Origin of the sequence: Bacillus sp. CCB-MMP212 (assembly GCF_022748145.1) — a bacterium.
GTDB classification, from domain to species: Bacteria; Bacillota; Bacilli; order Bacillales; family Bacillaceae_G; genus Bacillus_A; species Bacillus_A cereus.
This window is the reverse complement of the sequence record NZ_JALDQE010000004.1, coordinates 387,521-413,247: the sequence shown is the minus strand read 5'-3', so window position 1 is coordinate 413,247 and position 25,727 is coordinate 387,521. Positions and strand designations below refer to the sequence as shown.

Genomic DNA, 25,727 nt, shown 5'->3' with positions numbered 1-25,727 from the left:
TATTTTATACACCAGCTGAAAAACCATAACGAAATAAGCATAGATAAACTATACTTTTTTAGAAAAGTTATTCAGCCGATGAATATAGGGGATTTATACCCCTTGATTAAGCTCCGTACAACGCTTCACCGTATACATTTGTGCGGAGCAAAGTTTTCTAATGAGTTTTACAAATTTTATATAAAGCATATTCTGCACCTTCCTTAATACTTAAAAGGGATTTTAGCATACGGTTTTATGAAGCGTCAACATTACTTCCGAATCTTTCAACTACTTGTTTTCAAAATATTGCTTCTGAAACATACACATTCTTATCGCATTATGATAGTTACCATCAACGAAAAACTCATCGATAAGCTCACCTTCTACAATAAATCCAACCTTTTTATAAACATGTACTGCTTTTTCATTTTCCTTATCCACAACTAAATATATCTTATGCATATTTAATACAGCGAAAGCATAATCCATTGCTAAACGCGTCGCCTCTACTGCATAACCATACCCTTGATAATTCGGATCAATAATAATTTGGAATTCTGTTCTACGATGAATATAATCGATTTCTACTAACTCAACTAATCCAACCATTTCATTGTCTTTCTCAACGATAAATCGGCGTTCGCTTTGATCATGTATATGTTTATCGTATAAGTCTTGCAGCTCCACAAATGCCTCATATGGCTCTTCAAACCAATACGACATAATATGCGCATTATTATTCAGTTCGTGTACGAACTTTAAATCTTCTCGTTCCAATGGACGTAACTTCAATTCCTGATTCATTCCTATAACCTCCAAGTAAAAGAAACCTCTTCACTTAATTTCTCAATTTTTTTCGATTTCAAACGCCCTAATTTCATTGTAAACTTTCAAGTAACTTGAAGGTCAAGATGTAAAAAAGTAGTGCAAACTTACGTCTGCACTACTACTCTTTTCTCAAATCTCTCATATTCGATATGTATAAAGCAATAACTAAAACAAGAATTGCTCCTGCGTATAATAACGTCTCCATCGGTTCCTCATGAGACACAATAATTAATCGAATTAAAGCCGTAATTCCGATATAAATAAAATAACGTAACGGGAAATGATAATTCGATTTAAAATACTTAATAATTAATGCAATGAACTCGAAGTATAAGAAATAGACGATGATACTTTCAACCAATTTATAAGACGTATACTCTTTTGACGAAAAAATATACTGCACAAACGTGATCGTCTCATTCACTAAGAAAATTGATAACACAATGGATAATATAATTAAAGCTATATTTAATATCCATTGCAAAACACTAGCTATAACATGATCGATATTAAATGACTTCATTTTCTCTTTAGACTCCCCTTCGTATAAGTACTTATTTATTATAGCAAAATTACGATTGGAAAGAAGTTAAATCATATATTCGTCCTTTGTTGTTTCCAGTGTAGGGAAGATTTAGTGTGTGGAGAATTCTGTTTACAACCATACCCGACGAAACATTGAGAAACTCCTTCAAATTACCATTCGTACATGTCTTACTAATGAGCAATGCATAATCTCGTATAGCATCCACATGTGCCACTTTTGAAAAATCTTTACAACTTGTACAACGCCAACCCTTCTTAACTTTAACCATTGGAATAACTAAGCATTTCTCACATTGTACTCCATTTAGCAACTCCTCTTTTTCTATTTTATATTGCTCAAGTATATTTTGTTGAAGTGGAGAATGCTCCGCTATTATTTGATGAATGAGCCTATCTACATTATCTATAACTTTTCTCTTATATTTACTTTCAAACCACTTTATTTTATGAGGTAAATTGGCACTATGAATAATTGTATGAAGAAGATTGTCATCTGAAGATTTTATAATGGTACGAGGCGAGCTAATAACAACGAGGGACTCAATTGGAAGACTAGAGGAAAATCCATGTGAGTTTAACCATTTCTTTAGTTGTATTTCTTGCCTTTTTATTTGTAAAACCGGATCTGGAAATCCCTCTGAATTTCCTTCTGTTATTCGGATAAGTTGATTAAACTTTGCATCAAACATTAATGTACCTGCTATATTTTTTATCTCAAGAAAAAGAAGAAACTTTGTGGAAAGGATAATAGTATCAATTTGAAAGTATTTATCATAATTACATAAGCGAACATCATGTAAAACACTATACTCTTTCTCAGAAATAAAACTAAGCGGATAATCAATCGCTTGCTCTCCTTTATACCCCGCCATGTGTTTTGCCAAGTTTTCTCCAATTAAATTTCGTTTCGGATGATGTACAGGTAACCTTCTAAGAAGTGCTTCTAACTGTCTTATATAAATCGGCATTTTTCTCTCTTTCACAATCACCTCAAACACCCCTTTACAAATATATCAACGATTTTTCCAATATATCTATCATAACTCACAATATATCAACGATTTTCTCAATATATCTATCACAACTCACAATATATCAACGATTTTTCCAATATATCGATTGGTCGACAATATCTGACACTACCTCACTCCAATCACTCACAGCATATCCTAGAAAAACATCTTCAGCAAAAACTTAAAATCGCATTTCCTCATAAAAAAACATAACCCGCTCCTCCAGCAAAGGTATGATTTTTAACCCTGCGATGCCACTCTATCTATAACCTTGCTGTGAATTCCACAAAATCCATTTGTACTTATACCAACTTTCACTTTTTTCACACTGAAACTATATCCGTTAAAATCGTTTCATAACGTTATTACTTCCGCATAGCTACAATTTATATAATAACGGTACAGTACAAATAACGTGCTGAATCACTAAGTATGGGGGAATAACGATGAACGAAGCGTTACTATTAGTAGACATACAAAATGATTACTTTGAAGGCGGCAATATGGAATTACATCAACCTGAAAAAGCCGCACAAAAAGCGAAAGAAGTTTTGAAAGCATTTCGTGAAAAACATAAAACAGTTATTCACGTACAACATATTGCGAACAATGAAGGGGCTACTTTCTTCTTACCCGATACAATAGGTGTTCAAATTTATGATGATGTACAACCGATTGCTAACGAAAGAGTCTTACAAAAACACCACTCCTACAGTTTTTCTCAAAAGTTTTGTACTACAATCGATTAGCTCTATTAGCAATTACATTATTGTTAGCGGCTTTCCTTCTTCTTTACAATGTATTTTTTGGATTACTCGTAGGCACTACAGTAATCTAGCGATTTTTTATAAATATGAACATTTTTTAGGAATTAGTTTATCTTTTTTTAATGTTTTATTTAGAGGCAGTTTATAGTCGGGGATTAACATAGGAAACGTAGCAACTAAGTTCATCTATGACGCACTGCTACTATAATCGCTAACCGTACTACTTGAAATCATAAAATAAGGAGACGATAAAACATGAACAAAAAAGCAAAAGCACTATCATCCGTACTGCTCGGATTCACATTAGCATTAACAGGGTGTGCTGGTACTAAAGCTGAAGAAAATCATGGGAAACAAAAACAAGAACAAGTTGCCAAAGAAACAAAAAAGGAAAATAAATTAACTAAAGGACAAAAAATGGCTAATATTCTTAGCGAGACAAATTGGCAAGGTACACGAGTGTATGACAAAGATAAGAATGACTTAACAAAAGAGAATGCAAACTTCATTGGTCTTGCAAAATATGATGCGAAGTCAGGCAGATATGAATTTTTTGATGCTAAAACAGGTGCAAGTCGTGGCGATAAAGGAACTTTCTTTGTCACAAATGATGGGAAGAAGAGAATATTAATTTCAGAATCAATGAAGTATCAAGCTGTCGTTGACATGACAAAACTAAATAAAAATGTATTTACTTATAAACGAATGGGGAAAGACGCTAACGGTAAAGATGTAGAAGTTTTCGTTGAACATGTTCCATATAAAGAAAAAGAACTTTCTTTCACTGATCCGGACAAGCAGCTGAACACGACTACAGGAGATATTGTTAAAAACGTTGATGGAGATAAAATTTTGGGCGGTACCCTTTGGCACGGAACAAAGGTATTAGATGAAGCTGGTAACGATGTAACACAGTTTAATTCGAATTTTATAAGTCTAGCAAAATTTGATGACAAATCTAATAAATATGAGTTCTTCAATAGCGAAACAGGTCAAAGCCGCGGTGATTATGGCTACTTCGATGTTGTACACGAAAATAAAATAAGAGCCCATGTTTCAATTGGAAATAATAAATACGGTGCTGCTCTTGAGCTTACTGAACTAAATAAGAATAAATTTACGTATAAAAGAACTGGTAAAGACCAAACTGGTAAGGATATAACTATATTCGTTGAACATGAACCTTATAAAGGTGATATGAAACCACAATTTAGTTTTTAAATACGTTTGATTAAAGATCCTGTACTGAGTTGCAGGATCTTTCTTATTAAGCAAGAGAACGAAAAGACGAAAAACATGTAGCTTTTCGTCTTCACAATATTCCCACCTTATAGTTGATGATTTACAAAACCTAAAAACATACCGATACAAAATAAAATAAATCCAATTAGAATTAAGGGAAGAGTGAAGCCACCCCAAGCTGGTTTATTAGCAAACGCCCTTATTTTAAAATTAATCCTCGCTAAAGACATGATAACGATACCCGCTATTGATAAAATTGTAGTTACATAAGTCATCTAGAATAATACTCCTCTTCTATATTGATTTTATATCTCTGCAAACCATCTACATAAGTGTTACAGTCCACTATTCATACATGTCATCCCAATTGTAGCAATCCAGCTTTGTGCCACATCATTTGTAAAATTCATTCTTCACTCCTAAAAAAGGACAGAACCAGACGGTTCGGTCCTTTTTGTTTTATAATAATCTCTTTTATTTTTGCTACAATACCTTTTTTATATACATCTTACGCTAACACAGCTTTTGATTAACTTATCCTGAAATATTATGAATTTGCGTTCAACTTATCTAAAATACCTTTTTCTATTTTTGCCTGATTCACTTTAGCTATTTTAGAAACAATCCCACGGCGATCTTCCCAATCAATCAAATAATATTGATTTTTTTCCAATTCATTTTGCAAGGAAATTTTCAGTTCTCTTTCTTCCCCTTTTTTATCGTACACCTTCTCATCATAAACATGATACGTAAGAACTTCTCCATTACTCAATTTTTCATTTTCTACTGTAGAATCCGTCGTTACTTTTACATAATATTGTTTAGTCGAATAGTACCCATTCCCTGACTTCATATAGTAGAAAGCACCTCCTACTATAGCTAATAACACAAAAATTCTCATGATCCATTTCATATGATAATACCTAACCTTTCTATTATACTTGTAAGATTTATACCCGTTAAAATATAAACCTTCCTTACCTTAAGTATGCTTTAACCATAAAGATGGTACAATCCAGTTTCCTTACATCCACATTACATTTTTGTAATCCTATCATTTTACAAAAGTTTCTTAAGTTGGCCCAAAACAAAGGAACATAAAGTTTTATTCCTCCAATTGCCACACTTTTAGCAACACTTGTCCAAGTAATAGGAATTTCATTTCAATCCATTTTACGTGAAGAAGTAAATCAACGCCGATTAACTATATTAGGAATTACATTATTAATCAGCCCTCACCGATCGGGCCGCCCGGCAAATAGAGGAATAAAATTTGTGACTAAGTAAAAAAGCGCCCTACTTATAGGGCGCTTTTTTTATACTTAATGACTAATACTAGCTGTTGGGTATAATGTTGTTCCTCCAATTGAAACTTTTATTTCATTTGTTAATGGAACGTTTTGTTCATTAATAATTGTTCTCCACCATTCCCATGCAAGACCTGTACATTCTCTTGCTACAATTTTTATATTTTTTGAATTCGGTGGAAGAGGGATAACTGTAGAGTAATGAGCCGTTTTGTCTTTTCCACTACCATCCCACGTTTTATGTGTTAGTACTTCGTTACCCTTTTGATCAAATGTGAATTCATCCCAAGATACATCAAATTGAGCAACGTAAGCACCGTAATGATCAAGTGTCATTTTAGCACTTGAATATTCTGTAGTTGTAGTCTCAATATAATCTGTATTGTTATGAACAGCAGCAGTTGCATTATCTTTTAAGAAAGTACTTGTATATGAAATTGGGTATGCTGGATTTTTAAGACTTAATTCAGCATTATCTTTAATAATATTTCGGATTTCATTGAAATCTTTAGTAACAACCCTGTTATGCTCTTTCGCATCTCCGCCTAATACTACAGCAGTAAAGGTACTCTCTTCAAAAATATCTTTATACTGTCCACTTGTTTCAACGCTGTTATTCTTAAGTAAGGCTTTAAAAGCAGCTTGTACATCTTTGCTCTTAGATGTTGTTTCTAATTTTACATAAATCGTTCTACCATAAGCTACATTTGAAACCATAACAGGTGGAGCCGAATTACTTACGCCTTTTCGAGTTAACTCGTCAAAAGTAACGCTATTATCAAAAAGGTCGGATGGATTGTTAGGTAGTTCAGCACTTACCGTATAAAATATTTGCTTATACGCCGCTACCATCACTTTTTTCTCTCCATTTGCAACCGCATTAAAATCAATGTTTAGACTGTTATCAAGATATTTAGCGTTAACATTAAGAGCGCTTGCGATTTGTGATTTACTATAAACCATAGATTCCGTATACTGCATTCTTGCAGGTAACGTATGTGTTGTAGAATACTTTTCATTCCAAGTAGATACTAAATCGTCTACTGCTCCAGCTACATTACCATATGTCGGATTTTGGACAGTGATTGTATTTTCTTTTCTCATGCCCGGTAAGTCTATACTAATATTCAAAGGCTTTCTCTTAGCCACTAATAAACTTGGTTGATTGTCTGCAAAAGCTTTATTTGCAAGTTGTACAGCTCCTGGATACGTGCGATTCACTACAGAATCAATAATTGAAATATCGACTGGTGACGTTGTAAGTGATTTTTTCTCGCGTTCCACTACTACAAATTTACCATTTGAATTAATACTTTCTTTCGGAACAAAACTTTCTACTTTATCACCATTTACAGCTAAAACCTCTTGATTATTATATTTAAGATTTGCTATACCAGTATTAATGCCACTAGCATTTTTGGTCACATCAGTTACATTACTTGCTTGTGTTTCTGCGAAGGAAATAGATGAATAATTAATAGTGCATAGACTAACTAATAAACATGTAAGGAACTTTCTTCTTTTAGTGTTTTTCTTAATATTCAGAAAAATCACCCCGTTCTTTTTTTAGTAAAATATGATAATGATTGATAAATGATAGCTAACTAATAAACTTACATAAATGCTTTTAAAAGTTCTTGAATTAACGGGATTACGCCACCTACAAATTTTAAAACTGCCATTGCGATTTCCATATTATTTCCTCCTTTTTATTGCTACGAAAATGTGATTTATCTTTATGCCCTCATTATAGTGACCCCTTACACTTTTATCAATACACTCTGATATGCAATATTACATATACAAAAAACAAGCTGAATTCTTTTGAAAAATTATACAGAGATATTTTTTCCACTTGGTACATACTTGAAAAGATGAAGCATTCTTTTGCATTTTATGAGTAATCACATAAAAAAAGCTGCTGCCTATAAAATACAGACAGCAACTTCAACTAGAGTGTCTTGCATAATCTACGCAAGACATTTTATAACTAATAAACAGCGATTGGCCCATAAGGACCATTAATAATCTCTATTTTTGTTTCAAAAATATCTGTCAAAAGTGTTGGGTCCATAACTTCTTCTACTGTTCCAAAAGCAGCAATTTGTCCATCTTTCATAGCACAAATTTTATCCGAGTATTTAGCTGCAAAATTTATGTCATGCATGACAGTCAAAATTGTTCTTCCAAATTCATTAGCTGCACGTCTTAAATGCTCCATCATTTGAACAGAACGAGCAACATCAAGGTTGTTCAAAGGTTCGTCCAAAAGTACATATTCAGTCTCTTGGCACAATACCATCGCTACATATGCCCTTTGTCTTTGACCACCAGAAAGCTCATCTAAATATCTATTCTCTAAACTAGTTAAATCTAAGAAATCGATATATTTAGAAATGATAACCTCATCTTCTTTAGTCAATCTTCCCTTTGAATAAGGAAAGCGCCCAAATCCAACTAATTGTCTAACTGTAAGCCTAGTTACAAAATGATTTTCTTGTCGCAATATAGTCAAAACTTTTGCTAAGTCTTTTGATTTGGATTCAGAAACATCCATATTTGCTACCTGAATTTGACCTTCATCCATATCTAAAAGTCTGCCAATCATCAAAAGTGTCGTTGACTTTCCAGCGCCATTTGGTCCAATTAAAGAAGTAAAGCCCGCTTTTGGTATTTCAATATCCAAAGGTCCTATTTTTACCTTATCAGTATAGAACTTTTTAACATTATCAATTTTTATCATAAAGCCCTCTTCCTTAAAACTATAGTTAAGAATATGATTCCACCGAATAATTCAATAATAACTGAAACTACACCTTGAGCATGGAATACATGATACATTAAAAAGTATGCGCTCGTCATTATTAAAAATCCTATAGCAAAAGCCATCGGAAAAATATATCTATGATCATAAGTTGACGCTGCCTGATAACTCAAAGTTGCCACTAAAAAGCCGTAGAAAGTAAGTGGCCCAATTAGAGCTGTTGAAATGGACATTAAAATAGCTACTAATACAAGCGTATAAATTACACTAGGTTGATATTTAACCCCAAAAGAAGTAGCAACATCCTTTCCTAGTGACAAAACATTTAAATTCTTAGAATGAGCAAAAATTAATACTGCTACAATTATGATCATAGGAATTACAATAGGAAAATATGCAGGATCTGCATGATTAACAGAACCAAATAATCTTGCTTGTAAAATATCAAATTCTGAAGGCGCAAGTAGTTTTCTCATGAAAGTTGACACTGAATTTAGCCCGGTACCAATAATAATTCCAACTAAAAGCATAAGTTGTAAATTCCCGTATTTACCGGAAAGTAACCATCCATAAAGTATCAAACTCATGAAGACCATAACAACAACTTGGAATAAAAATGATCCAATTCCATTAAAATTTATTAACGCACTAGCACCAAAGAAGAATACTGTACTCGTTTGAATTGCTGAATAAAGTGATTCGAAACCTAAAAGCGATGGAGTAATAATTTTATTATTCGTAATAGATTGGAAAGCAACTGTCGACAAGCTATGGCAAACCGCAGCAATAATCATTGCAACAATAGCTACTATCCTTCTCTTAACGACTGGGATAAAAGAAGGTGAATCTATCGGAACTGGATTGTTATAAACTAAAAGTCCATATGAAGAAAGAAGACCTAAAGCAATCAATGTTATCAGTAAAATCCAATAACGTCTTGCTTCCTTCTTAGACCGAAAAGCGCTAGCTGATCTACTTTCATTATGAAGGCTAGAATCGATTTCGACATTTTCTTTTTTTCTATATTCTAATGTGATCATCGTAGCCTCCTTGGTTTTCTTTGTCTCAATAAAATAGTAATAAACACGACTGCTCCCACTGTTGCAAGTATTAAAGAAACAGGTAATTCAAAAGGCTGTATAATTGTTCGAGAAATGATGTCACAGGCAGTTATTGATCCCATTCCGATCACACAAACCCAAGGTAAATTACTCCTAAGATCATCACCTCTAAACATTGAAACGATATTTGGCACAATTAATCCTAAGAAAGGTAAGTGTCCAATAACAGCTGCAACAATTCCAACTGCAACAGAGATAAGAGCAGTCCCAAAAAGAACAATTCTATTGTAATTAACTCCAAGACTTGTTGCGACATCTTCTCCTAGTCCAGCTAAAGTCAATCTATTAGCATACATAAAAATAAGAAAAGTAATGATAACAATCAGCCATAAATATTCATATCTTCCCACCTGAATGTTAGCAAATGAACCTACAAACCAAGTTTCAATACTTTGCGTCTTTTGAAAAAGGAGTCCTAAAAAAGTAGACACTGCAGAAATTACTGCTCCAAGCATCAATCCAATAATCGGAACAATTAAAGACGAACGAAGCTTAACTCTTCTTAAAAATAGAAAGAAAATCATAGTTCCTATAAAAGAAAAAATGATTGCACCAGTCATTCTTTGAACTAAAGTCGGGGCAGGAAATAATAAATACACAAAAAGCAGGCCTAAGCCTGACCATTCAATAGTCCCCGTTGTAGTAGGTTCAACAAAGCGATTCTGTGTAATGAGTTGCATTACGAGCCCTGCCATCGCCATCGCAGCTCCAGTAAGCATTAATGCAGCTGTTCTCGGAACACGAGTTATGAAAAACATCTCTGTCCCGTCCTCTTGTCCACGTATATCATAAACTCCAGTAAACAGTGATATAATCCCTAAAATTATAACAACTATAACTGCTATTATAAAAGGTTTTGTCCATAATTTATTGTGATTATAAAACTGGGGTTGAGAAATATTCTCAACCCTAGAAATTATATTTTTTGACACTGTTTCGTACTCCTTTACACTACTTAGCTAAAGTTTTTGCCATATTTCCAAATAACTCTATATAAGTTTGAATTGATTCATTCGTGTAAGTATCTTCTGGTGCATAAATAACTTGTTTTTTAGAAACAGCAGTTGTGTTTTGAAGAGCAGGTGATTTAGAAATAACATCCTTAGCAGGTGTTGACTTAGCTGCATCAGATGTTGCAGCATCACGATCTAATACGAAAATCCAATCAGGATTTGTTTGTGCAATAGCTTCAACAGAAACGTCATCACCTTTATGACCTGCAGTAGAATTTGAAACTTCTAACGCTGGAGTCCAACCGAAAATTTCATACATTGGTCCCCAAACACGACCAGAATGTGGAGCAGCAAAACCAATATTACCACCAGTAACGATAACACTCATAACTTTATCTTTTCCGTTATAAGCAGATTTTGCTTTTTCAATAGATTTATCAAAATCAGCTACTAATTGTTTAGCTTCTTTATCTTTATTAAAGATTTTTCCTAAAGTAATTGTAGAATCTTTAAGTCCTTTTACTAAGTTTTCGCCAGGCTTAGTAGCTTTCTCAGAAACATCAAAATTAAGATCAATAACTGCTGCATTTGGTACTAATTTTTTGATTTCTTCGTAATGGTCAGCAAATCTTTGACCAACAATTACAAGTTCAGGATTTGCCGCTGCAATAATTTCTAGATTTGGTTCACGGTGATTCCCAATATTTTGAACTTTTTCATCCTTTTTATATGCTGAATCAGCAGGCATGATATCCTTTGGAGCAGCCGCTAATTTAATTCCCCAATCAGATAAAGTTTCAAACGTTCTGTTATCCAAAGCAACTACATTCTTTGGGTTTACAGGGACTTTAACAGTTCCATGAGCATCAGTGATTTCAACCGTTTTTGGCTTATCACTACCATTATCTTTATTATTAGCCTTCGAAGTTTCTTTACTTGAATCTGAGCAAGCTACTAACATTAAAGTGAAAATTGCTAGAATACTCACTAATTTTAAAAGCATAGATTTTTTCATATGTATACTCCTTATAGTGTGATTTATTTCGAAAATGATGACATCCATAGATTGAATTAGAAAGTAATTTTCATTCAATTGAATCGCTATTGATAATCATTTTCACTTGAACATCCTGTTAATTAGTATAGTCATTAATTCTGTGAAAATCTTGTGAATGGTGTGAATTAATAAAATCAGGCACACAAAGTAATATGTGAAGTCGGGCGTGTTGATTAACCATGATTTCCTCTACAAAACACGCTCATTAATAGCTAATACTTTCATAATCCATTTTTTTACGTCTTTTAATACTTCTAAGAAACTATTTGATTATCATATTTAATAAAAAAATGAGTAAAACCGAATGAAATAGTTTTACTCATTTTTTTATTATCTTATTTTTATCAGTCAATCATTGAATAGCCTCTGCCATGTATCGTTTGAATATATCTGTCTTTCTTCTCGCACTTTAACTTTTTTCTTACATACCCAATATATAAGTCTACTACATTTGGATTTACTACTACGTTATATCCCCAAACTTGATTCAAAAGCATTTCACGGCTCAATATTGTGTTTTTGTTTTTGATTAAAAATACAAGCAAATCATACTCGCGCTTAGTAAGGGAGAGGTTCTCGCCACCTTTTTTCACAATATTGCTAGATGCATCAACAAAGAGATCTTTAAACTGAAAAAAGTTTATCTCATTTTGCTGGTTACAATTACTTCTCCTTAAAATAGCTTGAACCCTTGCTACCAATTCTTCTTTCGCAAATGGTTTTCTTATATAATCATCTGCTCCTGCTTGTAATCCTGCTACGCAATCCTTACTAGAAATATTGTCGGTCACAATAATGATCGGTGTCTTTTTAACAAGCCGTATTTGTCTGCAAATTTCTGGTCCCGATATACTTAATGAATCCCAATCTAATATGATAATATCCCAGTCTTGTTCATATATTATATTTAAACCTTCGTTTTCATTGTGAAGTTTTAAAATGAAATAGCCTTCTTGCGTTAGACCGCTTACGATTTTCTTTGCTGAAGACCGTTCATTTTTAATCACCAACACTTGCTTCACCGATGGTTCACCTCTACTTCAATATAACTTAGTTAGATAAAAAATTATCCCCAAAAAACAATTTAAGATTTATAAATTTAAAACCCCTAAATAATCCATTAAAACAGTTTATTAGGAGAACTCTATATAATCTTACAATAGATATAGATAAAAATACAAAACATATGAAGATTTGAATAAAATGAAAACTTAATTAAGTCTTATCAACCAGGCTTTGACGGGATAGACTTGTAATCATTAAGGGATACGCATTAAGGATAGAATTGAAAGAAGTGAAGAATTAAAAGCATTCTATTTTTAGAATCCTAACTTTTCCACAAACAAAAGAAGCATAAACTTGCCGTGAATGTTACAACAAGACAAATAAAAATACCTATTATCAGCATGTGGCATTTAATCTTACTATTTTATTCATTAAAGCTTTTATACAACAAATTCAATAACTTTAACAACGGAGTTTTAGTATATTGGCTTAATGATAAAAGTGTTTGTAATGATATCCTTTGCTTTTAGAGGTACCGTCAGGAAAATGCGGATTTACAACACTAAGCCCATTTTCCTGACGATTCCTCCGCTTTCAACAACGTTAAGAAAATTTTATATGAAAGAAAGTTTTGTTCTTTTAACCAAAAATGGTCGTTTATGGTTAGATGAACTACTCACAGCTATTTATGTGATGCCATTTTTTAGATGTAATCAAAGGTAGTACAGTTGCATCATGAATTTGCCAAATTCCTTGTGTCTGTTGTCCCATATGGAAGGATCTCGTATATTTTTGCAGCAAGTGCCTGGGGAGATTCCTTTGCCCCTCTTTTAATCCAATCGTTAACAATATTATAGATACCGCCTGCTAAAAACAGGATTTGCATTCTGCTTATGTCATGATTGCGCGTAATATCCGCTTGAAAGACCTTTTCCATTGTGTAATTCAAATAATCAAGCATCATACTAGATATATTTGCATCAATTAACTTTCCTGACGGCTTCTGTGCAGACACAAAGCCCTCTATAATATATTCAATAATTAGCTGCATACTTTCATAAGGATCCAAACTATCAACCTCTTTCAAAAATTGTTGAACAATTTCATCCACTGATACTTGTACGACGTCGTAAACGTTGCGGTAGTATTTGTAGAATGTGACTCTGGCAACTCCAGCCTTTTTGCAAATAGCTGTTACAGTTATATCTTGCAGTTTATGTTCATGCAACAGTGCGCTCAATGCCTCCATAATGTATTTCTGAGAGTGTATACTGTCTTCTCTTGACTTCCTCAAAACTAACACATCCCTTCATTCTGTTCGTTTTAAGTGCAAATTTTCACATAGTGCTTGAAAGATGAAAATTCACTGTTATACTTACACATGTAAGTACAATTGTTAGTGTATAAAAGGCCATCATTGCTGTCAATGTGTACCATTTTCTTTGTTTCCTACTGGCAATTTTCCGCCATTTTGCAAGCTATAAATAGGGTGAGATATACTGATACAATTTATAATATACATTTTAAAATCCTTTTATATAAATAATATAAGATTTTGGTGTTTGTACATTTCTAAATTACAACGTAAGAACAAGACAAATTTTCAACGAGAGTAGGGTGAGATTTAATTGGCAAAATATCTTTATAAGTTAGGACATTGGGCAGTAAATCATAGGAAAAAGGTTATATTCAGTGCACTCGCAATTCTTATTGCATTTGTACTTATTGGAGTCAACATGGGTTCCTCTTTCAATGATGAAATGAGCATTCCGAATACACCGGCAGATAAAGCAGGAAAAGTAATTAAAAAAGAGTTTAAAGCGATGCAACCAGCAGGTGCACAAGTAAAAGTAGTATTTCGAGCACCAAAAAACGGAACCTTGGAGTCAGCGGAAGTACAACAGAAAATTGCAGAAGTTCTAAGTGAGATAAAAAAAGATTCAGCTGTTGATTCTGTGGCAGCACCGATGCAACTGCAGAACCTTAGTGAAAATAAGAAAATCGGATATGCAGTTGTTACGTACAAAGTGGAAGCGGAAAAGGTCACAGAAGCTTCTAAGGATAAGATTTTAGATAGTATTGAAACAACAAGGGATGCCGGCATTCAAACGGAGCTATCAGGAGGCGATATTAAGTTTTCCGACTCAGAGACTTCAGGTATGACTGAAATTGTTGGAGTACTTGTTGCCTTCGTAGTCCTCACATTTACTTTTGTGTCTTTTCTAGCAGCTGGACTTCCGATTCTCACTGCGATAATCGGATTAGCGATTGGAATGCTAGGAATCATGATTGGAACCAATTATGTGGAAATCCAATCTGTTTCCTTAACATTAGCTGCCATGCTGGGACTCGCAGTAGGCATTGACTATGCGCTTTTCATTATCAATCGCTTTAGACAGCAGCTCGCACAAGGAGATTCTGTTCCAGAATCTATTGCCATTGCAACTGGAACAGCGGGAAGTGCCGTAATCTTTGCAGGATTAACTGTTATTATTGGTCTTTTGGGACTGTCTGTTACAAAGATTCCATTCCTAATAGCGATGGGCGTATCCGCTGCTTTCACTGTGTTCATAGCTGTGGTGGTTTCCGTCGTCATATTACCGGCCATATTAGGAATTATCGGCCATAAGATTGCCCCAACTAAACAAAATCGATTCTTAGAAAAGATGACTGGGGCAGGTAAGAAACGCACTGGTTCAAATAAATGGGGGGAATTTGTCGTAAGACGTCCTCTGGCTGTTTCGATTTTCGCAATCGGACTACTTGCAGTGATTACGATTCCATTTTTCCATATGAACCTTGGGCTGCTTTCTGATGGAACATCAAAGTCCACAGAAACGACAGAACGAAGAGCATATGATTTATTGACGGAAGCATATGGAGAAGGAATTCATGCCTCTTTAGCGGTAGTGGCAAAAGCTGAGGAAGCAACAGCTGAAACGCAAAATACTATGAACACCGTTGCAAAAGAATTGGGTGACTTATCTGACGTGAAAAGTGTGACACCAGCTATCCCTGGTCCTTCTGGAAAGATTTATATGATTTCCATCACACCAAAAACAGGACCTGACGATACAAAGACGAAGGATTTGGTAAATACGATTCGGGACAGATCAAACCAGACCGAGAAAAAAAATGGAATTGAACTAATGGTAACGGGCACAGCAGCGATGAATATTGATATTGTGCAAAAGCTGAGTGATGCCTTGCCAGTTTTCGCTGCTCTTATTGTGGGACTCGCATATGTACTCTTAGTTCTAGTGTTTAGATCTCTACTCATTCCATTAAAAGCAGTATTAGGGTTTCTACTGTCTCTTGGTGCTACGTTGGGAGCCGTGGTATTTTTCGTGCAGGATGGGCATTTCCAAAATTTATTTGGTTTCCCAGCTGCCAGTCCAATCTTAGCTTTCTTGCCTGTTATTCTGATTGGCATCCTGTTCGGACTTGCCATGGACTATGAGGTGTTCCTAGTAAGCAAGATGCGGGAAGTATATACGCATACAGGCGACCCGAAGAGAGCTATTTTAGAAGGAATGCGAGAGAGCGGTAAAGTCGTAGTCTCAGCAGGATTAATTATGATGTCTGTATTTATTGGATTCATGTTGGCACCTGATAGCATCATTAAATCCATAGGCATGGCTCTTACATTCGGTGTTTTCTTCGACGCATTCATCGTGAGAATGACAATCGTACCTGCGGTCATGGCTCTCATGGGTAAGTCGGCCTGGTACTTGCCAAAATGGCTGGATAAAATTTTGCCTAACATTGATGTTGAAGGCGAAAGCATTATACATCAAATGGAAAACAAAAGTGAAAAGATATATAAACAGAACAGTTAAAGTTAATTCATAGTTATATTCATAAAAAAACCGCTTTCTTATAAAAGAGAAGCGGTTTTTTAGAGAAAGTATAGATTTCCTTTGCTATTTATACAAATATAGGTAAAAACAATTTAAGAAGGTTTGTTTGCATCATTGTAAAATATAAAAATAAATGAAACACGCATTTTGAAAAAACTTAATCAAAATGCGTGTTTTTAGTATAAATCTAGTAATTTTATCAATGGGTACAAATTGTCCTTTTAAATTGTAGAAATTCAATGAATATCATATACACGTAAGGTGGTCACTTCCCTGTCAAGTAGACAATAATAAAGATACGGTTTAAAATCTTTTATTTTTGGAACCATAACTTTGCCACAAACAAAAAGAACCATAACCTCGCCAATCTGGCAAAATTATGGTTCATATCATACAAAATAAAAAAACCACCAAATATGTATTGGTGGAGACGGTGGGAGTCGAACCCACGTCCAAAAATATCGGCACTTAAGCTTCTACGAGTGTAGTCGATATATTAGCATTTCGCGAACTCTTCGGCCTATCGACAGGCTTCCAAGTTGCTAGTCTGATTGTTCTCTTCCTTCGCCCTCAGACGGCGAACTCCGGCGTAGTCCACTTAGTTTGAGTCCCTTACCCTACCACATGGACGATGGAGGGAGGAACCTTTAGTGCAATTAAGCAGCTAAAGAAAGATTGTTTTGTTTGCCAATTATAGGCTTTGACGTTTTAACGAGGCCGATCCCCTCGACTCGCAACCTAAGCTCGAACTATCCCTGTCGAATCCGTAACGTCCCCATGATAAAAATGGAGCATACGAAGAAAATATCGTGATAGCTACTAAGAGCTATTTTTCAATGTGCAACAACCTTACATAAGTTATTATATCATACGCGCGCCGTTTTACAAATGTAAATATCTGTATTACATCTTTTGGCGATCACGGAACACGCGTGCAATTTCACGTTTTGCTTCTTTCTCTTTTAAATCGTGACGTTTATCGTATTGTTTCTTACCTTTTGCTAAACCAAGTGCCATTTTTGCAAATCCATTTTTCAAATAGATTCTAAGTGGAACTAATGCGTAACCTGTTTCTTTTGCAGCGCCCGCTAGCTTATCAATTTCTTTTTTATGAAGAAGTAACTTTCTCGTACGAAGTGGATCATGGTTGAAACGATTCCCTTGTTCGTATGTATTAATGTGCATATTATGAACCCATACTTCACCATTATGTACACGTGCAAACGCATCTTTCAAGTTCACGCGACCAGCGCGAATCGACTTAATTTCCGTTCCTTGAAGGACAAGCCCTGCTTCGTATGTTTCTTCGATGAAATAATCATGAAACGCCTTTTTATTTTGTGCAATAACCTTACCTGTACCTTTTGGCATATAACGTCCCTCCTCTATTTTTACTATTGTAACAAATGTTAATAAAAAGCGAAAGTGGCTCGCTCAGAATCTTTGGACATTGGAACTCCCGACAGAGAAGCGCTTTTTGCTTCGTCCGAGGGAGTGAAATGGCCCACAGATTCTAGCCACTGTAGCTGGATTCCATTAAAAGCGAAAGTGGCTCGCTCTCAAGCCACCAATAAAAAAAGAAAAAGCCCCGCTTTTCATCAAAGCGAAGCCACTCTTTTCTTACTTACGCTTTTTCTTTTTCTTCTTGAATCCTGGTACGTTTTCGAAAAATCCTTTTTTCTTCTTGCCGTTACCATCTTTTTTCCCTGGCTGACTTGCGGATGCGGATGTGGATGCAGATGCGGATCCTCTTCCTTTTCCTTTGCCACCACGGTCAAATTTTCTACCTGTGCCACGTTCACCGCCGCGCTCATTACTGCGCTCGCTACGTCCACCGCGTTTCTTTCTGCCTGTTCTTGGCTGCTCGATAACGACTGGACGATCTTTGAACTTACGGCGAGGTGTGCCTTTCATACCAACGATTTCAAAGTCGATTGCACGCTCGTCTTTATTTACGTTAATAACGCGAATTGTAATTTCGTCACCGATGCGGAATACGTTTCCTGTACGCTCTCCGATCATAGCGAAATGCTGCTCGTCATAACGGTAGTAATCATCCGTTAAATAACTAACGTGTACAAGACCTTCGATTGTATTTGGAAGCTCTACGAATAAACCGAAGTTTGTTACAGAGCTAATCATACCGTCATACTCTTCACCGATCTTATCAACCATATACTCTGCTTTTTTCATCTCATCTGTTTCACGCTCTGCTTCAACAGCACGGCGTTCCATATTAGAAGAGTGCTCTGCAATCTCAGGTAATTTTTCACGCCATTTTGCTTGCGTTTCATTGTCGACTTTACCATTAATAATGTATTCACGAATTAATCTATGAACAATTGTATCTGGGTAACGACGAATTGGTGATGTGAAATGTGTGTAGAACTCAGTTGATAAACCGAAATGTCCTAAACTATCCGAATCGTAACGAGCTTGCTTCATAGAACGAAGCATAACTGTTGAAATAACTACTTCTTCTGGCTGTCCTTGAACCATTTCAAGAATTTGTTGCAGCGCACGAGGGTGCACTTCATTCGCACGTCCTTTTACCGCATATCCGAAGTTCGTTACAAACTCGAAGAAACGCTCAAGCTTATCTTCTTTCGGATCTTCATGGACACGGTACATAAACGGTACGTTCATCCAGTGGAAGTGCTCTGCTACTGTTTCATTCGCAACAAGCATAAATTCTTCAATTAACTTCTCTGATACAGAGCGATCGCGCATAACAACATCAGTCGGTTTTCCTTCTTCATCTACTAATACTTTCGCTTCTTTAAAGTCAAAGTCAATTGCACCACGGCGCATACGTTTTTCACGTAGAATTTGTGCCAATTGCCCCATCTCTTTAAACATCGGTACTAATGGCTCATAACGCTTAATTAACTCTTCGTCCTCATCTTCTAAAATGCTTCTTACGTCAGCATACGTCATACGCTCTGTCGTTTTAATCACACTTTGGAAAATCTCGTGTTTAACAACATCACCTAAGTTGTTGATTTCCATTTCACAAGATAATGTCAGACGGTCTACTTTCGGATTTAATGAGCAAATACCGTTAGATAGACGATGTGGAATCATTGGAATTACACGGTCAACAAGATACACACTTGTCGCTCTTTCCGCTGCTTCTACATCAATTGGAGAACCTTCTTGAACGTAATGACTTACATCCGCAATGTGAACGCCTAGCTTGTAATTGCCGTTCTCAAGCTTCGTTACTGTAACAGCGTCATCTAAATCTTTCGCATCTGCACCATCAATCGTTACGATCATTTGATCACGTAAATCACGGCGATCTTTTAAATCTTCTTCTGAAATCGTTTCTGGTACACTGTTTGCATGCTCCATCACTTCTTCAGGGAATGCTAAAGGTAAATGATGTTTATGAATGACAGATAAAATATCTACTCCTGGATCATTTTTATGACCTAGAATTTGAATAACTTCACCTTCTGCACTTAAACGGTTTTCTGGGTAGCTCGTAATTTTCACAACTACCTTATGACCTTCTACAGCACCCATTGATGCACTTTTCAAGATAAAGATATCACTCGTCCAGCGCTTATTGTCAGGTATAACAAAGCCAAAGTTTTTCGATTCTGTATATGTACCAACAAGTTCTTTCGTTCCACGCTCTAAAATGCGTACAATTGAACCTTCTTGACGTGAACCGCTCGATTGAGAACTAAGTCGTGCTAATACTGTATCGCCATGAAGTGCACCGTTTAATTCTGTAGGAGGGATGAAAAGATCATCGTCTCCCGTTTTCTTCTCGTCTGGTACAACGAATGCAAAGCCACGTGCATGTCCAATTAACTTACCTCTTACTAAATTCATCTTTTCAGGAAGACCGTAACGGTTGCTACGTGTACGAATAACAAGTCCCTTCTCTTCCATCATTACAAGTGCCTTTACAAAGTCTTTAAAGCCCTCAGAACCTTCAATTCCAAATGCCTCTTCTAACTCTTGTATCGTTAGCGGTTTATACGCTTCTTCTCTCATAAATAATAACAACTTATCAATATGTTCTTGTATGATTTCTTCCAAGCAAAAATACCTCCTTTAAAACCTTATATTATTTAGTGTATCCGAAAGATAGGGGATGTATAAAGTGAAACTTTAATCAGTGGGGGTTTGTTCATCCCCCCACTGATTATTAGTTGAACCAATCGGGCCTTTACGGGCAGTTGATCCCTACCTAACTTCTTTGCTTTCGCTGAATTTTAAGGTGGGAGGCTTACTGCCCGTTAATGCGGGATAAAGCGAAACTTCAATACTCCCCTTATGATTTTTACAGTTTTCACAAAAAATTCCTTATGAAAAAAAGAGGCAACTAGATCTTACCAATCTAGTTGCTCCAAGAAGTTATATACATCCTCATGTAGCTCGTCACGTTGTTTATCAAGTGTAATGACATGCGTAGAGTCTTCATACCATTTAATGTCTTTTAACGTAGATTCTACACCGTTATAAATAATGTTAGCACTATCTGTATTAATCATTTCGTCATGACGTGCTTGTACAACAAATGTTGGTGCATAAATCATATCCACATTGTTACGTACGTCAGCAATTAATTGTTGTAATGCTTTTAATGTATTCATCGGTGTCTTTTGGAATTCCAACATTTCTTGTTCAATTTGTTCTGGTGATTTTTGCTCACGTTTTTTATATTCGCGGGCATATGCCAATATACCTTGGTACATCGTTTCTTCGCTCTTAATATACATCGGTGCACACATTGGTACTACACCTAAAACCGGTACTGTATAACCTAATTTTAAAGAAAATACGCCGCCAAGTGACAATCCAACAACAGCAATTTTCTCAAAACCTTTATCTTTTAAAAGCTGATATGCCTCCGTTACATCTTGCCACCAATCTGTAGGGCCTGTATGAACAAGCTCTTCTGGTGGTACACCGTGCCCTTTATAAATTGGCGCATGACAAGTATAGCCTTTCTTTTCTAAGAAACGCCCTAACATACGTACATCAGCTGAGTTCCCTGTGAATCCATGTAGTAATAAAACAGCGCGGTCTCCACCCTCAAATGTAAATGGTTTCGGAGATGCTAATTTCATCATGTACTTCTCCTCTTTCTCTTCTGTAATCTAGTCGTATTCTTTCTATATCTAGTGTACCATATTTGTATTTCTATAATCTAATTAGAAACATCTTTCAAATGGCAAAACAAAAAAGAAGAACCATTAGTACATCTTACTAACGCTTCTTCTTTCAATTCTATAAGTTTAAGTACGTAACAGCAATTGTTAATACAAAGAACAATACAGCTAAAACAATTGTAATACGGTTTAATACTGCTTCAATTCCACGTGCTTTTTGCTTACCAAATAATTGCTCTGCACCGCCTGAAATTGCACCTGAAAGGCCTGAGCTATTACTAGACTGCATAAGTACCATAACAATCATTAAAATCGATACAGTAATAAGTAAAACGGATAATAACGTATGCACTTGGCGTACCTCCTACAAAGATTCAGTTATTGTAACTGTAGCATAAATCCTATAGAAAAGCGAGAGCTATAGAGTTGCCCTCGCTTTTCTTCTATTACATAAACATCATTGCAAATAACGGTCCAAGTAAACATGTCAAAATTGCTGTTAATGTCATTGTTACCGATCCAATAACACCTTCATGTTCGTTATTTTTCATTGCTCTCATAACACCCATAATATGAGAAGCACATCCAAATCCGATACCTTTACCAACTGAGTTTGTAACACGGCTCCATTTCAACAAGAGAGGTCCTGTAATTGTTCCAGTAATACCTGCGATAACAACGAAAGCTGCTGTTAAGGAAGGTACACCACCAACTTGTTCAGAAACGCTCATCGCAACTGGCATTGTTACCGATTTTGGTAAAGACGATAAGATTAAGCTTTTATCTGTTCCCATAAGTGAAGCAATGGCAAAATCACTAGCGATTGCAACTGTTGTACCTACTAATACCCCACCAGCAATCGGTACAACATATTTTTGCAGAACATGACGTTGTTTATAAAGAGGAATTGCAAATGCTACAACACCGGGTCCAAGTAGCTTTGCAATCCAGCCACCACCACTTTCCATATAATGTTGATATGGTATATCAAGCACGATAAATAGGAAAGCCATTAATCCTGTTGCTACAAGCATTGGAATGGTGAATGGTGTTGGAAATAATTTATAGATTTTTTTAGATAATTGATATAATAGCACCGTAAAAAGAACCCAACCGATTCCGATTAATATTTGGCTCATCGCGACTCTCTTTCCTTCCTATTCGCAAGATATTGTCCTGTATGTCCTGCGACAATAATAATTAAAAACGTACTCGCTACAACTGTAATGAAAAGAGAAATTCCTTTACTCATAAAAAAAGCACCGTAATTCATTAGGCCAAGCGTTGGCGGAATTAATAAAAACGGCATAATAGCAACGAGTGTTTCTGCTCCTAAATCGAACCATTTCACTGGAAGAACTTTTAGGCTAAGTAAAACAAGTAAGAGGAACATCCCAATCAAACTTCCTGGGATTGGAATGTTTAACATTTCTTGCACCCAAGTTCCAACCATATAAAACACGTAAAGAGCAGCAATTTGGACAAGAATCTTTGTAAATTTCATGTTCATCATCCCTCATGTTTATACGATCTTCTGTTAATATCTTTATCATAGTATAAATTGTAAAAAGCTGCAATTTATCAACTTGACAGCAAAAAAAGCCGATGTTATACGCTTACAACCTTGATATGACTGCATTTCCAAATGAAAATTACGTCAAAAACCTTGACCTAATATAAAAAGTTTTTATTTTCTGAATTTATAAGACTGTTATTTCAATAAAATAATCTTTTTATCCTTAAACTTACATATATATAAAGTGAAACTTTAATCATTGAGGGTTTCCTCATCCCCATTGATCATTCCTCACCAAGCGGGTTTGTACGGGATAAACAAGATAGGTGGTGAACATATGCCCAAAAAAGTTCTCATTTTTTGTGATCCTGGGATTGATGATACGATGGCTCTCCTCTTAGCATTCTTTATCAATGAAATAGAAATCGTCGGTATCGTTGCTGATTACGGCAATGTTCCAAAAAAAATGGCCGTAGAAAATGCTCATTTTCTTACAAGCGAAGTAAAGGGTAGAAATATCAAAATCTTTGGTGGATCAGAACGTCCAATTACTGGTGCTCCTCCTGCTTTTTTTACAGATGTACACGGGAAACAAGGGCTCGGGCCAATTATTCCAAAGGTGAATGTAACTAACGAAGAAATGGAGAATTTTTTTGAAGTTATTCCTCTTATTGAACAGTATAAAGATGAATTAATTATTGTGAGCTTAGGAAGACTTACCTCCCTAGCAATTTTATTTATCGTATGTAAACAATTAATGGAGCAAGTTAAATCTTACTACGTAATGGGCGGTGCCTTTTTACATCCTGGTAATGTTACCCCTATTTCCGAAGCAAACTTTTATGGCGACCCTACTGCAGCTAATATAGTCCTTCAATCCGCAGCTAACATGTACATATACCCATTAAACGTCACCCAATATTCCATCATTACACCAGAAATGGCCGAATACATTGAGGCAAAAGGAAAAGCCCCACTTGTCAAACCGTTATTCGATCATTATTACTACGGATATTATAAAGACACCCTACCACATTTAAAGGGCAGCCCCTTCCATGACACAATGCCAATACTCGCTTTACTTGATAACTCTATGTTTACCTATCACAAATCACCTATCGTTGTCATGACAGAATCTTATGCACAGGGGGCAAGCATTGGAGAATTTCGCTCTTTAGGAGAACCTAAACCATTTATTGATTGGCCGAGTCATCAAATAGCAATTGATTTTGATTATAACCGCTTCTTCAAACATTTCATGTCACTTATGACAGGTGAACAATTTTAACATAAAAAAACAGACCGTGATTTCTCACGGTCTGTCGTTTATTTTCTACAATTATCGTTTGATGTTATAGAAAGATTTGATACCATCGTAAACAGCGATTTCGCCTAGTTCGTCTTCGATGCGTAATAATTGGTTGTACTTAGCAATACGGTCAGTACGGCTCATAGAACCAGTTTTGATTTGGCCAGCGTTAGTTGCAACTGCGATGTCAGCGATTGTAGCATCTTCAGTTTCACCAGAACGGTGAGATACAACTGCTGTGTAACCAGCACGTTTAGCCATTTCGATAGCTTCAAAAGTCTCAGTTAAAGTACCGATTTGGTTAACTTTAATTAAGATTGAGTTAGAGATACCTTTTTCGATACCTTCAGCAAGTTTTTGAGTGTTAGTTACGAATAAATCGTCACCAACTAATTGTACTTTATCACCGATACGCTCAGTTAATAATTTGTGACCATCCCAGTCGTTTTCGTCTAAACCATCTTCGATAGAGATGATTGGGAAGTCTTTGCAAAGCTCTTCGTAGAAATCAACCATTTCTGCAGAAGTTAAGCCAGTACGGCCTTCGCCTGCAAGGTCATATTTACCAGTTTCTTTGTTGTAGAACTCAGAAGAAGCAACGTCCATTCCTAAGAATACGTTCTCGCCAGCTTTGTAACCAGCTTTTTCGATAGCTTCGATGATTACTTCTAGAGCTTCACGGTTAGAACCAAGGTTTGGAGCGAATCCACCTTCGTCACCTACTGCAGTGTTAAGACCTTTGTCATGTAATACAGCTTTAAGTGCATGGAATACTTCAGCACCCATACGGATTGATTCTTTGAATGTTGGAGCACCAACTGGTAAGATCATGAACTCTTGGAAGTCAACGTTGTTATCAGCGTGAGAACCACCGTTGATGATGTTCATCATTGGAGTTGGTAATTGTTTTGCATTGAATCCACCAAGGTAACGGTATAATGGAAGACCTACGAAGTCAGCTGCTGCGTGAGCTACTGCCATAGATACACCAAGGATAGCGTTAGCGCCTAGTTTACCTTTGTTTGGAGTGCCATCTAATTCGATCATAGCACGGTCGATACCAGCTTGGTCAGTTACATCGAAACCAGCGATTTCTGGAGCGATAATTTCGTTAACGTTGTTTACTGCGTTAACAACACCTTTACCAAGGTAACGAGATTTGTCACCGTCACGTAATTCTACTGCTTCGTGCTCACCAGTAGATGCACCACTTGGTACGATAGCGCGTCCGAAAGCGCCGCTTTCTGTGTAAACTTCTACTTCTACAGTTGGGTTACCACGAGAGTCAAGGACTTCGCGAGCATAAACATCAATAATTGTTGACATAA

The 25,727-nt window shown here is 35.8% G+C and carries 22 protein-coding genes, 1 other RNA gene and 1 pseudogene; 4 read left to right on the top strand and 20 right to left on the bottom strand.

The annotated features are described in order from the left end of the window. Nucleotides 1–270: 270 nt before the first annotated feature. The 3 genes from speG to MRP26_RS13835 form a co-directional block, all read right to left on the bottom strand. Nucleotides 271–786 (bottom strand): spermidine N1-acetyltransferase, encoded by a 516-nt coding sequence (gene speG, locus MRP26_RS13845; protein ID WP_001071094.1) that lies wholly within the window; start codon nt 784–786, stop codon nt 271–273. Between the two features lie 142 nt (nt 787–928). Beyond that, nucleotides 929–1,333, bottom strand: coding sequence for a phosphate-starvation-inducible protein PsiE (psiE, locus tag MRP26_RS13840; protein WP_000834709.1), 405 nt, complete (start codon nt 1,331–1,333; stop codon nt 929–931). Between the two features lie 49 nt (nt 1,334–1,382). Next, complete coding sequence (locus MRP26_RS13835) at nt 1,383–2,339, bottom strand: nuclease-related domain-containing protein (protein ID WP_016079776.1); 957 nt, start codon at nt 2,337–2,339, stop codon at nt 1,383–1,385. A gap of 476 nt (nt 2,340–2,815) precedes the next feature. Here MRP26_RS13835 and MRP26_RS13830 point away from each other — a divergent pair. Both MRP26_RS13830 and MRP26_RS13825 read left to right on the top strand, forming a co-directional pair. Next, a pseudogene (locus MRP26_RS13830) lies at nt 2,816–3,088 on the top strand (isochorismatase family protein); the annotation flags it as partial. Between the two features lie 303 nt (nt 3,089–3,391). Further along, nucleotides 3,392–4,357 carry a DUF4822 domain-containing protein gene (locus MRP26_RS13825; RefSeq protein WP_001034144.1) on the top strand — a complete coding sequence of 322 codons (966 nt, stop codon included), beginning with the start codon at nt 3,392–3,394 and terminating at the stop codon, nt 4,355–4,357. A 107-nt stretch (nt 4,358–4,464) separates the two neighbouring features. On the opposite strand, the gene MRP26_RS13820 is transcribed toward MRP26_RS13825, so the two are convergent. The 9 genes from MRP26_RS13820 to MRP26_RS13775 form a co-directional block, all read right to left on the bottom strand. Continuing rightward, the gene (locus MRP26_RS13820; RefSeq protein WP_000222858.1) at nt 4,465–4,653 is read right to left on the bottom strand and encodes a hypothetical protein; all 189 of its coding nucleotides are present in this window, start codon (nt 4,651–4,653) and stop codon (nt 4,465–4,467) included. Nucleotides 4,654–4,925: 272 nt separating this feature from the next. Continuing rightward, nucleotides 4,926–5,291, bottom strand: coding sequence for a YxeA family protein (locus MRP26_RS13815; RefSeq protein WP_088025097.1), 366 nt, complete (start codon nt 5,289–5,291; stop codon nt 4,926–4,928). 409 nt (nt 5,292–5,700) lie between these two features. Then, nucleotides 5,701–7,239, bottom strand: a complete 1,539-nt coding sequence (gene alo / locus MRP26_RS13805; protein ID WP_197242281.1) for an anthrolysin O/cereolysin O family cholesterol-dependent cytolysin Alo — start codon at nt 7,237–7,239, stop codon at nt 5,701–5,703. A 436-nt stretch (nt 7,240–7,675) separates the two neighbouring features. Continuing rightward, entirely contained in the window at nt 7,676–8,428 is a 753-nt protein-coding gene (locus MRP26_RS13800; RefSeq protein ID WP_000590070.1) for an iron ABC transporter ATP-binding protein, read from the bottom strand. After that, nucleotides 8,425–9,489 (bottom strand): iron chelate uptake ABC transporter family permease subunit, encoded by a 1,065-nt coding sequence (locus tag MRP26_RS13795; protein WP_000631245.1) that lies wholly within the window; start codon nt 9,487–9,489, stop codon nt 8,425–8,427. Before MRP26_RS13795 ends, MRP26_RS13800 begins: the two co-directional genes overlap by 4 nt. Then, nucleotides 9,486–10,502 (bottom strand): ABC transporter permease, encoded by a 1,017-nt coding sequence (locus MRP26_RS13790; RefSeq protein WP_025686661.1) that lies wholly within the window; start codon nt 10,500–10,502, stop codon nt 9,486–9,488. Before MRP26_RS13790 ends, MRP26_RS13795 begins: the two co-directional genes overlap by 4 nt. A gap of 19 nt (nt 10,503–10,521) precedes the next feature. After that, nucleotides 10,522–11,538: a siderophore ABC transporter substrate-binding protein gene (locus tag MRP26_RS13785; RefSeq protein WP_063246369.1), complete on the bottom strand. Its 1,017-nt coding sequence runs from the start codon at nt 11,536–11,538 to the stop codon at nt 10,522–10,524. A 386-nt stretch (nt 11,539–11,924) separates the two neighbouring features. Beyond that, nucleotides 11,925–12,602, bottom strand: coding sequence for a response regulator transcription factor (locus MRP26_RS13780; RefSeq protein WP_088025093.1), 678 nt, complete (start codon nt 12,600–12,602; stop codon nt 11,925–11,927). A 716-nt stretch (nt 12,603–13,318) separates the two neighbouring features. Next, complete coding sequence (locus tag MRP26_RS13775; RefSeq protein WP_043935894.1) at nt 13,319–13,834, bottom strand: TetR/AcrR family transcriptional regulator; 516 nt, start codon at nt 13,832–13,834, stop codon at nt 13,319–13,321. A gap of 379 nt (nt 13,835–14,213) precedes the next feature. On the opposite strand from MRP26_RS13775, the gene MRP26_RS13770 reads away from it, so the two are divergent. Next, on the top strand, nt 14,214–16,424 hold the full coding sequence (locus tag MRP26_RS13770) for an MMPL family transporter (protein ID WP_242806208.1): 2,211 nt from the start codon (nt 14,214–14,216) through the stop codon (nt 16,422–16,424). 443 nt (nt 16,425–16,867) lie between these two features. Here the strand turns inward: MRP26_RS13770 and ssrA are convergent. From ssrA to MRP26_RS13735, 7 genes are all read right to left on the bottom strand, one after another. Next, nucleotides 16,868–17,222: a transfer-messenger RNA gene (ssrA, locus tag MRP26_RS13765) on the bottom strand. 126 nt (nt 17,223–17,348) lie between these two features. After that, a complete protein-coding gene (smpB, locus tag MRP26_RS13760; RefSeq protein ID WP_001123920.1) occupies nt 17,349–17,816 on the bottom strand; it encodes an SsrA-binding protein in 468 nt (155 codons plus the stop codon). A 249-nt stretch (nt 17,817–18,065) separates the two neighbouring features. Continuing rightward, complete coding sequence (gene rnr / locus MRP26_RS13755) at nt 18,066–20,498, bottom strand: ribonuclease R (protein ID WP_098678356.1); 2,433 nt, start codon at nt 20,496–20,498, stop codon at nt 18,066–18,068. A 293-nt stretch (nt 20,499–20,791) separates the two neighbouring features. Beyond that, on the bottom strand, nt 20,792–21,532 hold the full coding sequence (gene estA / locus MRP26_RS13750; RefSeq protein WP_000761986.1) for a carboxylesterase: 741 nt from the start codon (nt 21,530–21,532) through the stop codon (nt 20,792–20,794). Between the two features lie 160 nt (nt 21,533–21,692). Further along, complete coding sequence (gene secG / locus MRP26_RS13745; RefSeq protein ID WP_000557266.1) at nt 21,693–21,926, bottom strand: preprotein translocase subunit SecG; 234 nt, start codon at nt 21,924–21,926, stop codon at nt 21,693–21,695. A 94-nt stretch (nt 21,927–22,020) separates the two neighbouring features. Beyond that, on the bottom strand, nt 22,021–22,713 hold the full coding sequence (locus MRP26_RS13740) for an LrgB family protein (RefSeq protein ID WP_000078304.1): 693 nt from the start codon (nt 22,711–22,713) through the stop codon (nt 22,021–22,023). Further along, on the bottom strand, nt 22,710–23,078 hold the full coding sequence (locus MRP26_RS13735; protein WP_000673222.1) for a CidA/LrgA family holin-like protein: 369 nt from the start codon (nt 23,076–23,078) through the stop codon (nt 22,710–22,712). Before MRP26_RS13735 ends, MRP26_RS13740 begins: the two co-directional genes overlap by 4 nt. Before the next feature lie 349 nt (nt 23,079–23,427). Between MRP26_RS13735 and MRP26_RS13730 the strand changes: the two genes are divergently transcribed. Then, nucleotides 23,428–24,378: a nucleoside hydrolase gene (locus MRP26_RS13730; RefSeq protein WP_088024788.1), complete on the top strand. Its 951-nt coding sequence runs from the start codon at nt 23,428–23,430 to the stop codon at nt 24,376–24,378. Nucleotides 24,379–24,429: 51 nt separating this feature from the next. Here MRP26_RS13730 and eno read toward each other — a convergent pair whose 3' ends face one another. Continuing rightward, nucleotides 24,430–25,725, bottom strand: coding sequence for a phosphopyruvate hydratase (gene eno / locus MRP26_RS13725; protein ID WP_000103951.1), 1,296 nt, complete (start codon nt 25,723–25,725; stop codon nt 24,430–24,432). Between the last annotated feature and the right edge of the window lie 2 nt (nt 25,726–25,727).

Bases quoted from the DNA above. Each gene is read 5' to 3' on its own strand.
- smpB (WP_001123920.1), bottom strand. From the start codon at position 17,816: ATGCCAAAAGGTACAGGTAAGGTTATTGCACAAAATAAAAAGGCGTTT.
- MRP26_RS13740 (WP_000078304.1), bottom strand. From the start codon at position 22,713: ATGAGCCAAATATTAATCGGAATCGGTTGGGTTCTTTTTACGGTGCTA.
- MRP26_RS13775 (WP_043935894.1), bottom strand. From the start codon at position 13,834: ATGGAGGCATTGAGCGCACTGTTGCATGAACATAAACTGCAAGATATA.
- MRP26_RS13820 (WP_000222858.1), bottom strand. From the start codon at position 4,653: ATGACTTATGTAACTACAATTTTATCAATAGCGGGTATCGTTATCATG.
- psiE (WP_000834709.1), bottom strand. From the start codon at position 1,333: ATGAAGTCATTTAATATCGATCATGTTATAGCTAGTGTTTTGCAATGG.
- estA (WP_000761986.1), bottom strand. From the start codon at position 21,532: ATGAAATTAGCATCTCCGAAACCATTTACATTTGAGGGTGGAGACCGC.
- MRP26_RS13730 (WP_088024788.1), top strand. From the start codon at position 23,428: ATGCCCAAAAAAGTTCTCATTTTTTGTGATCCTGGGATTGATGATACG.
- MRP26_RS13785 (WP_063246369.1), bottom strand. From the start codon at position 11,538: ATGAAAAAATCTATGCTTTTAAAATTAGTGAGTATTCTAGCAATTTTC.
- MRP26_RS13795 (WP_000631245.1), bottom strand. From the start codon at position 9,489: ATGATCACATTAGAATATAGAAAAAAAGAAAATGTCGAAATCGATTCT.
- MRP26_RS13825 (WP_001034144.1), top strand. From the start codon at position 3,392: ATGAACAAAAAAGCAAAAGCACTATCATCCGTACTGCTCGGATTCACA.
- MRP26_RS13800 (WP_000590070.1), bottom strand. From the start codon at position 8,428: ATGATAAAAATTGATAATGTTAAAAAGTTCTATACTGATAAGGTAAAA.
- eno (WP_000103951.1), bottom strand. From the start codon at position 25,725: ATGTCAACAATTATTGATGTTTATGCTCGCGAAGTCCTTGACTCTCGT.
- MRP26_RS13815 (WP_088025097.1), bottom strand. From the start codon at position 5,291: ATGAAATGGATCATGAGAATTTTTGTGTTATTAGCTATAGTAGGAGGT.
- speG (WP_001071094.1), bottom strand. From the start codon at position 786: ATGAATCAGGAATTGAAGTTACGTCCATTGGAACGAGAAGATTTAAAG.
- MRP26_RS13735 (WP_000673222.1), bottom strand. From the start codon at position 23,078: ATGAAATTTACAAAGATTCTTGTCCAAATTGCTGCTCTTTACGTGTTT.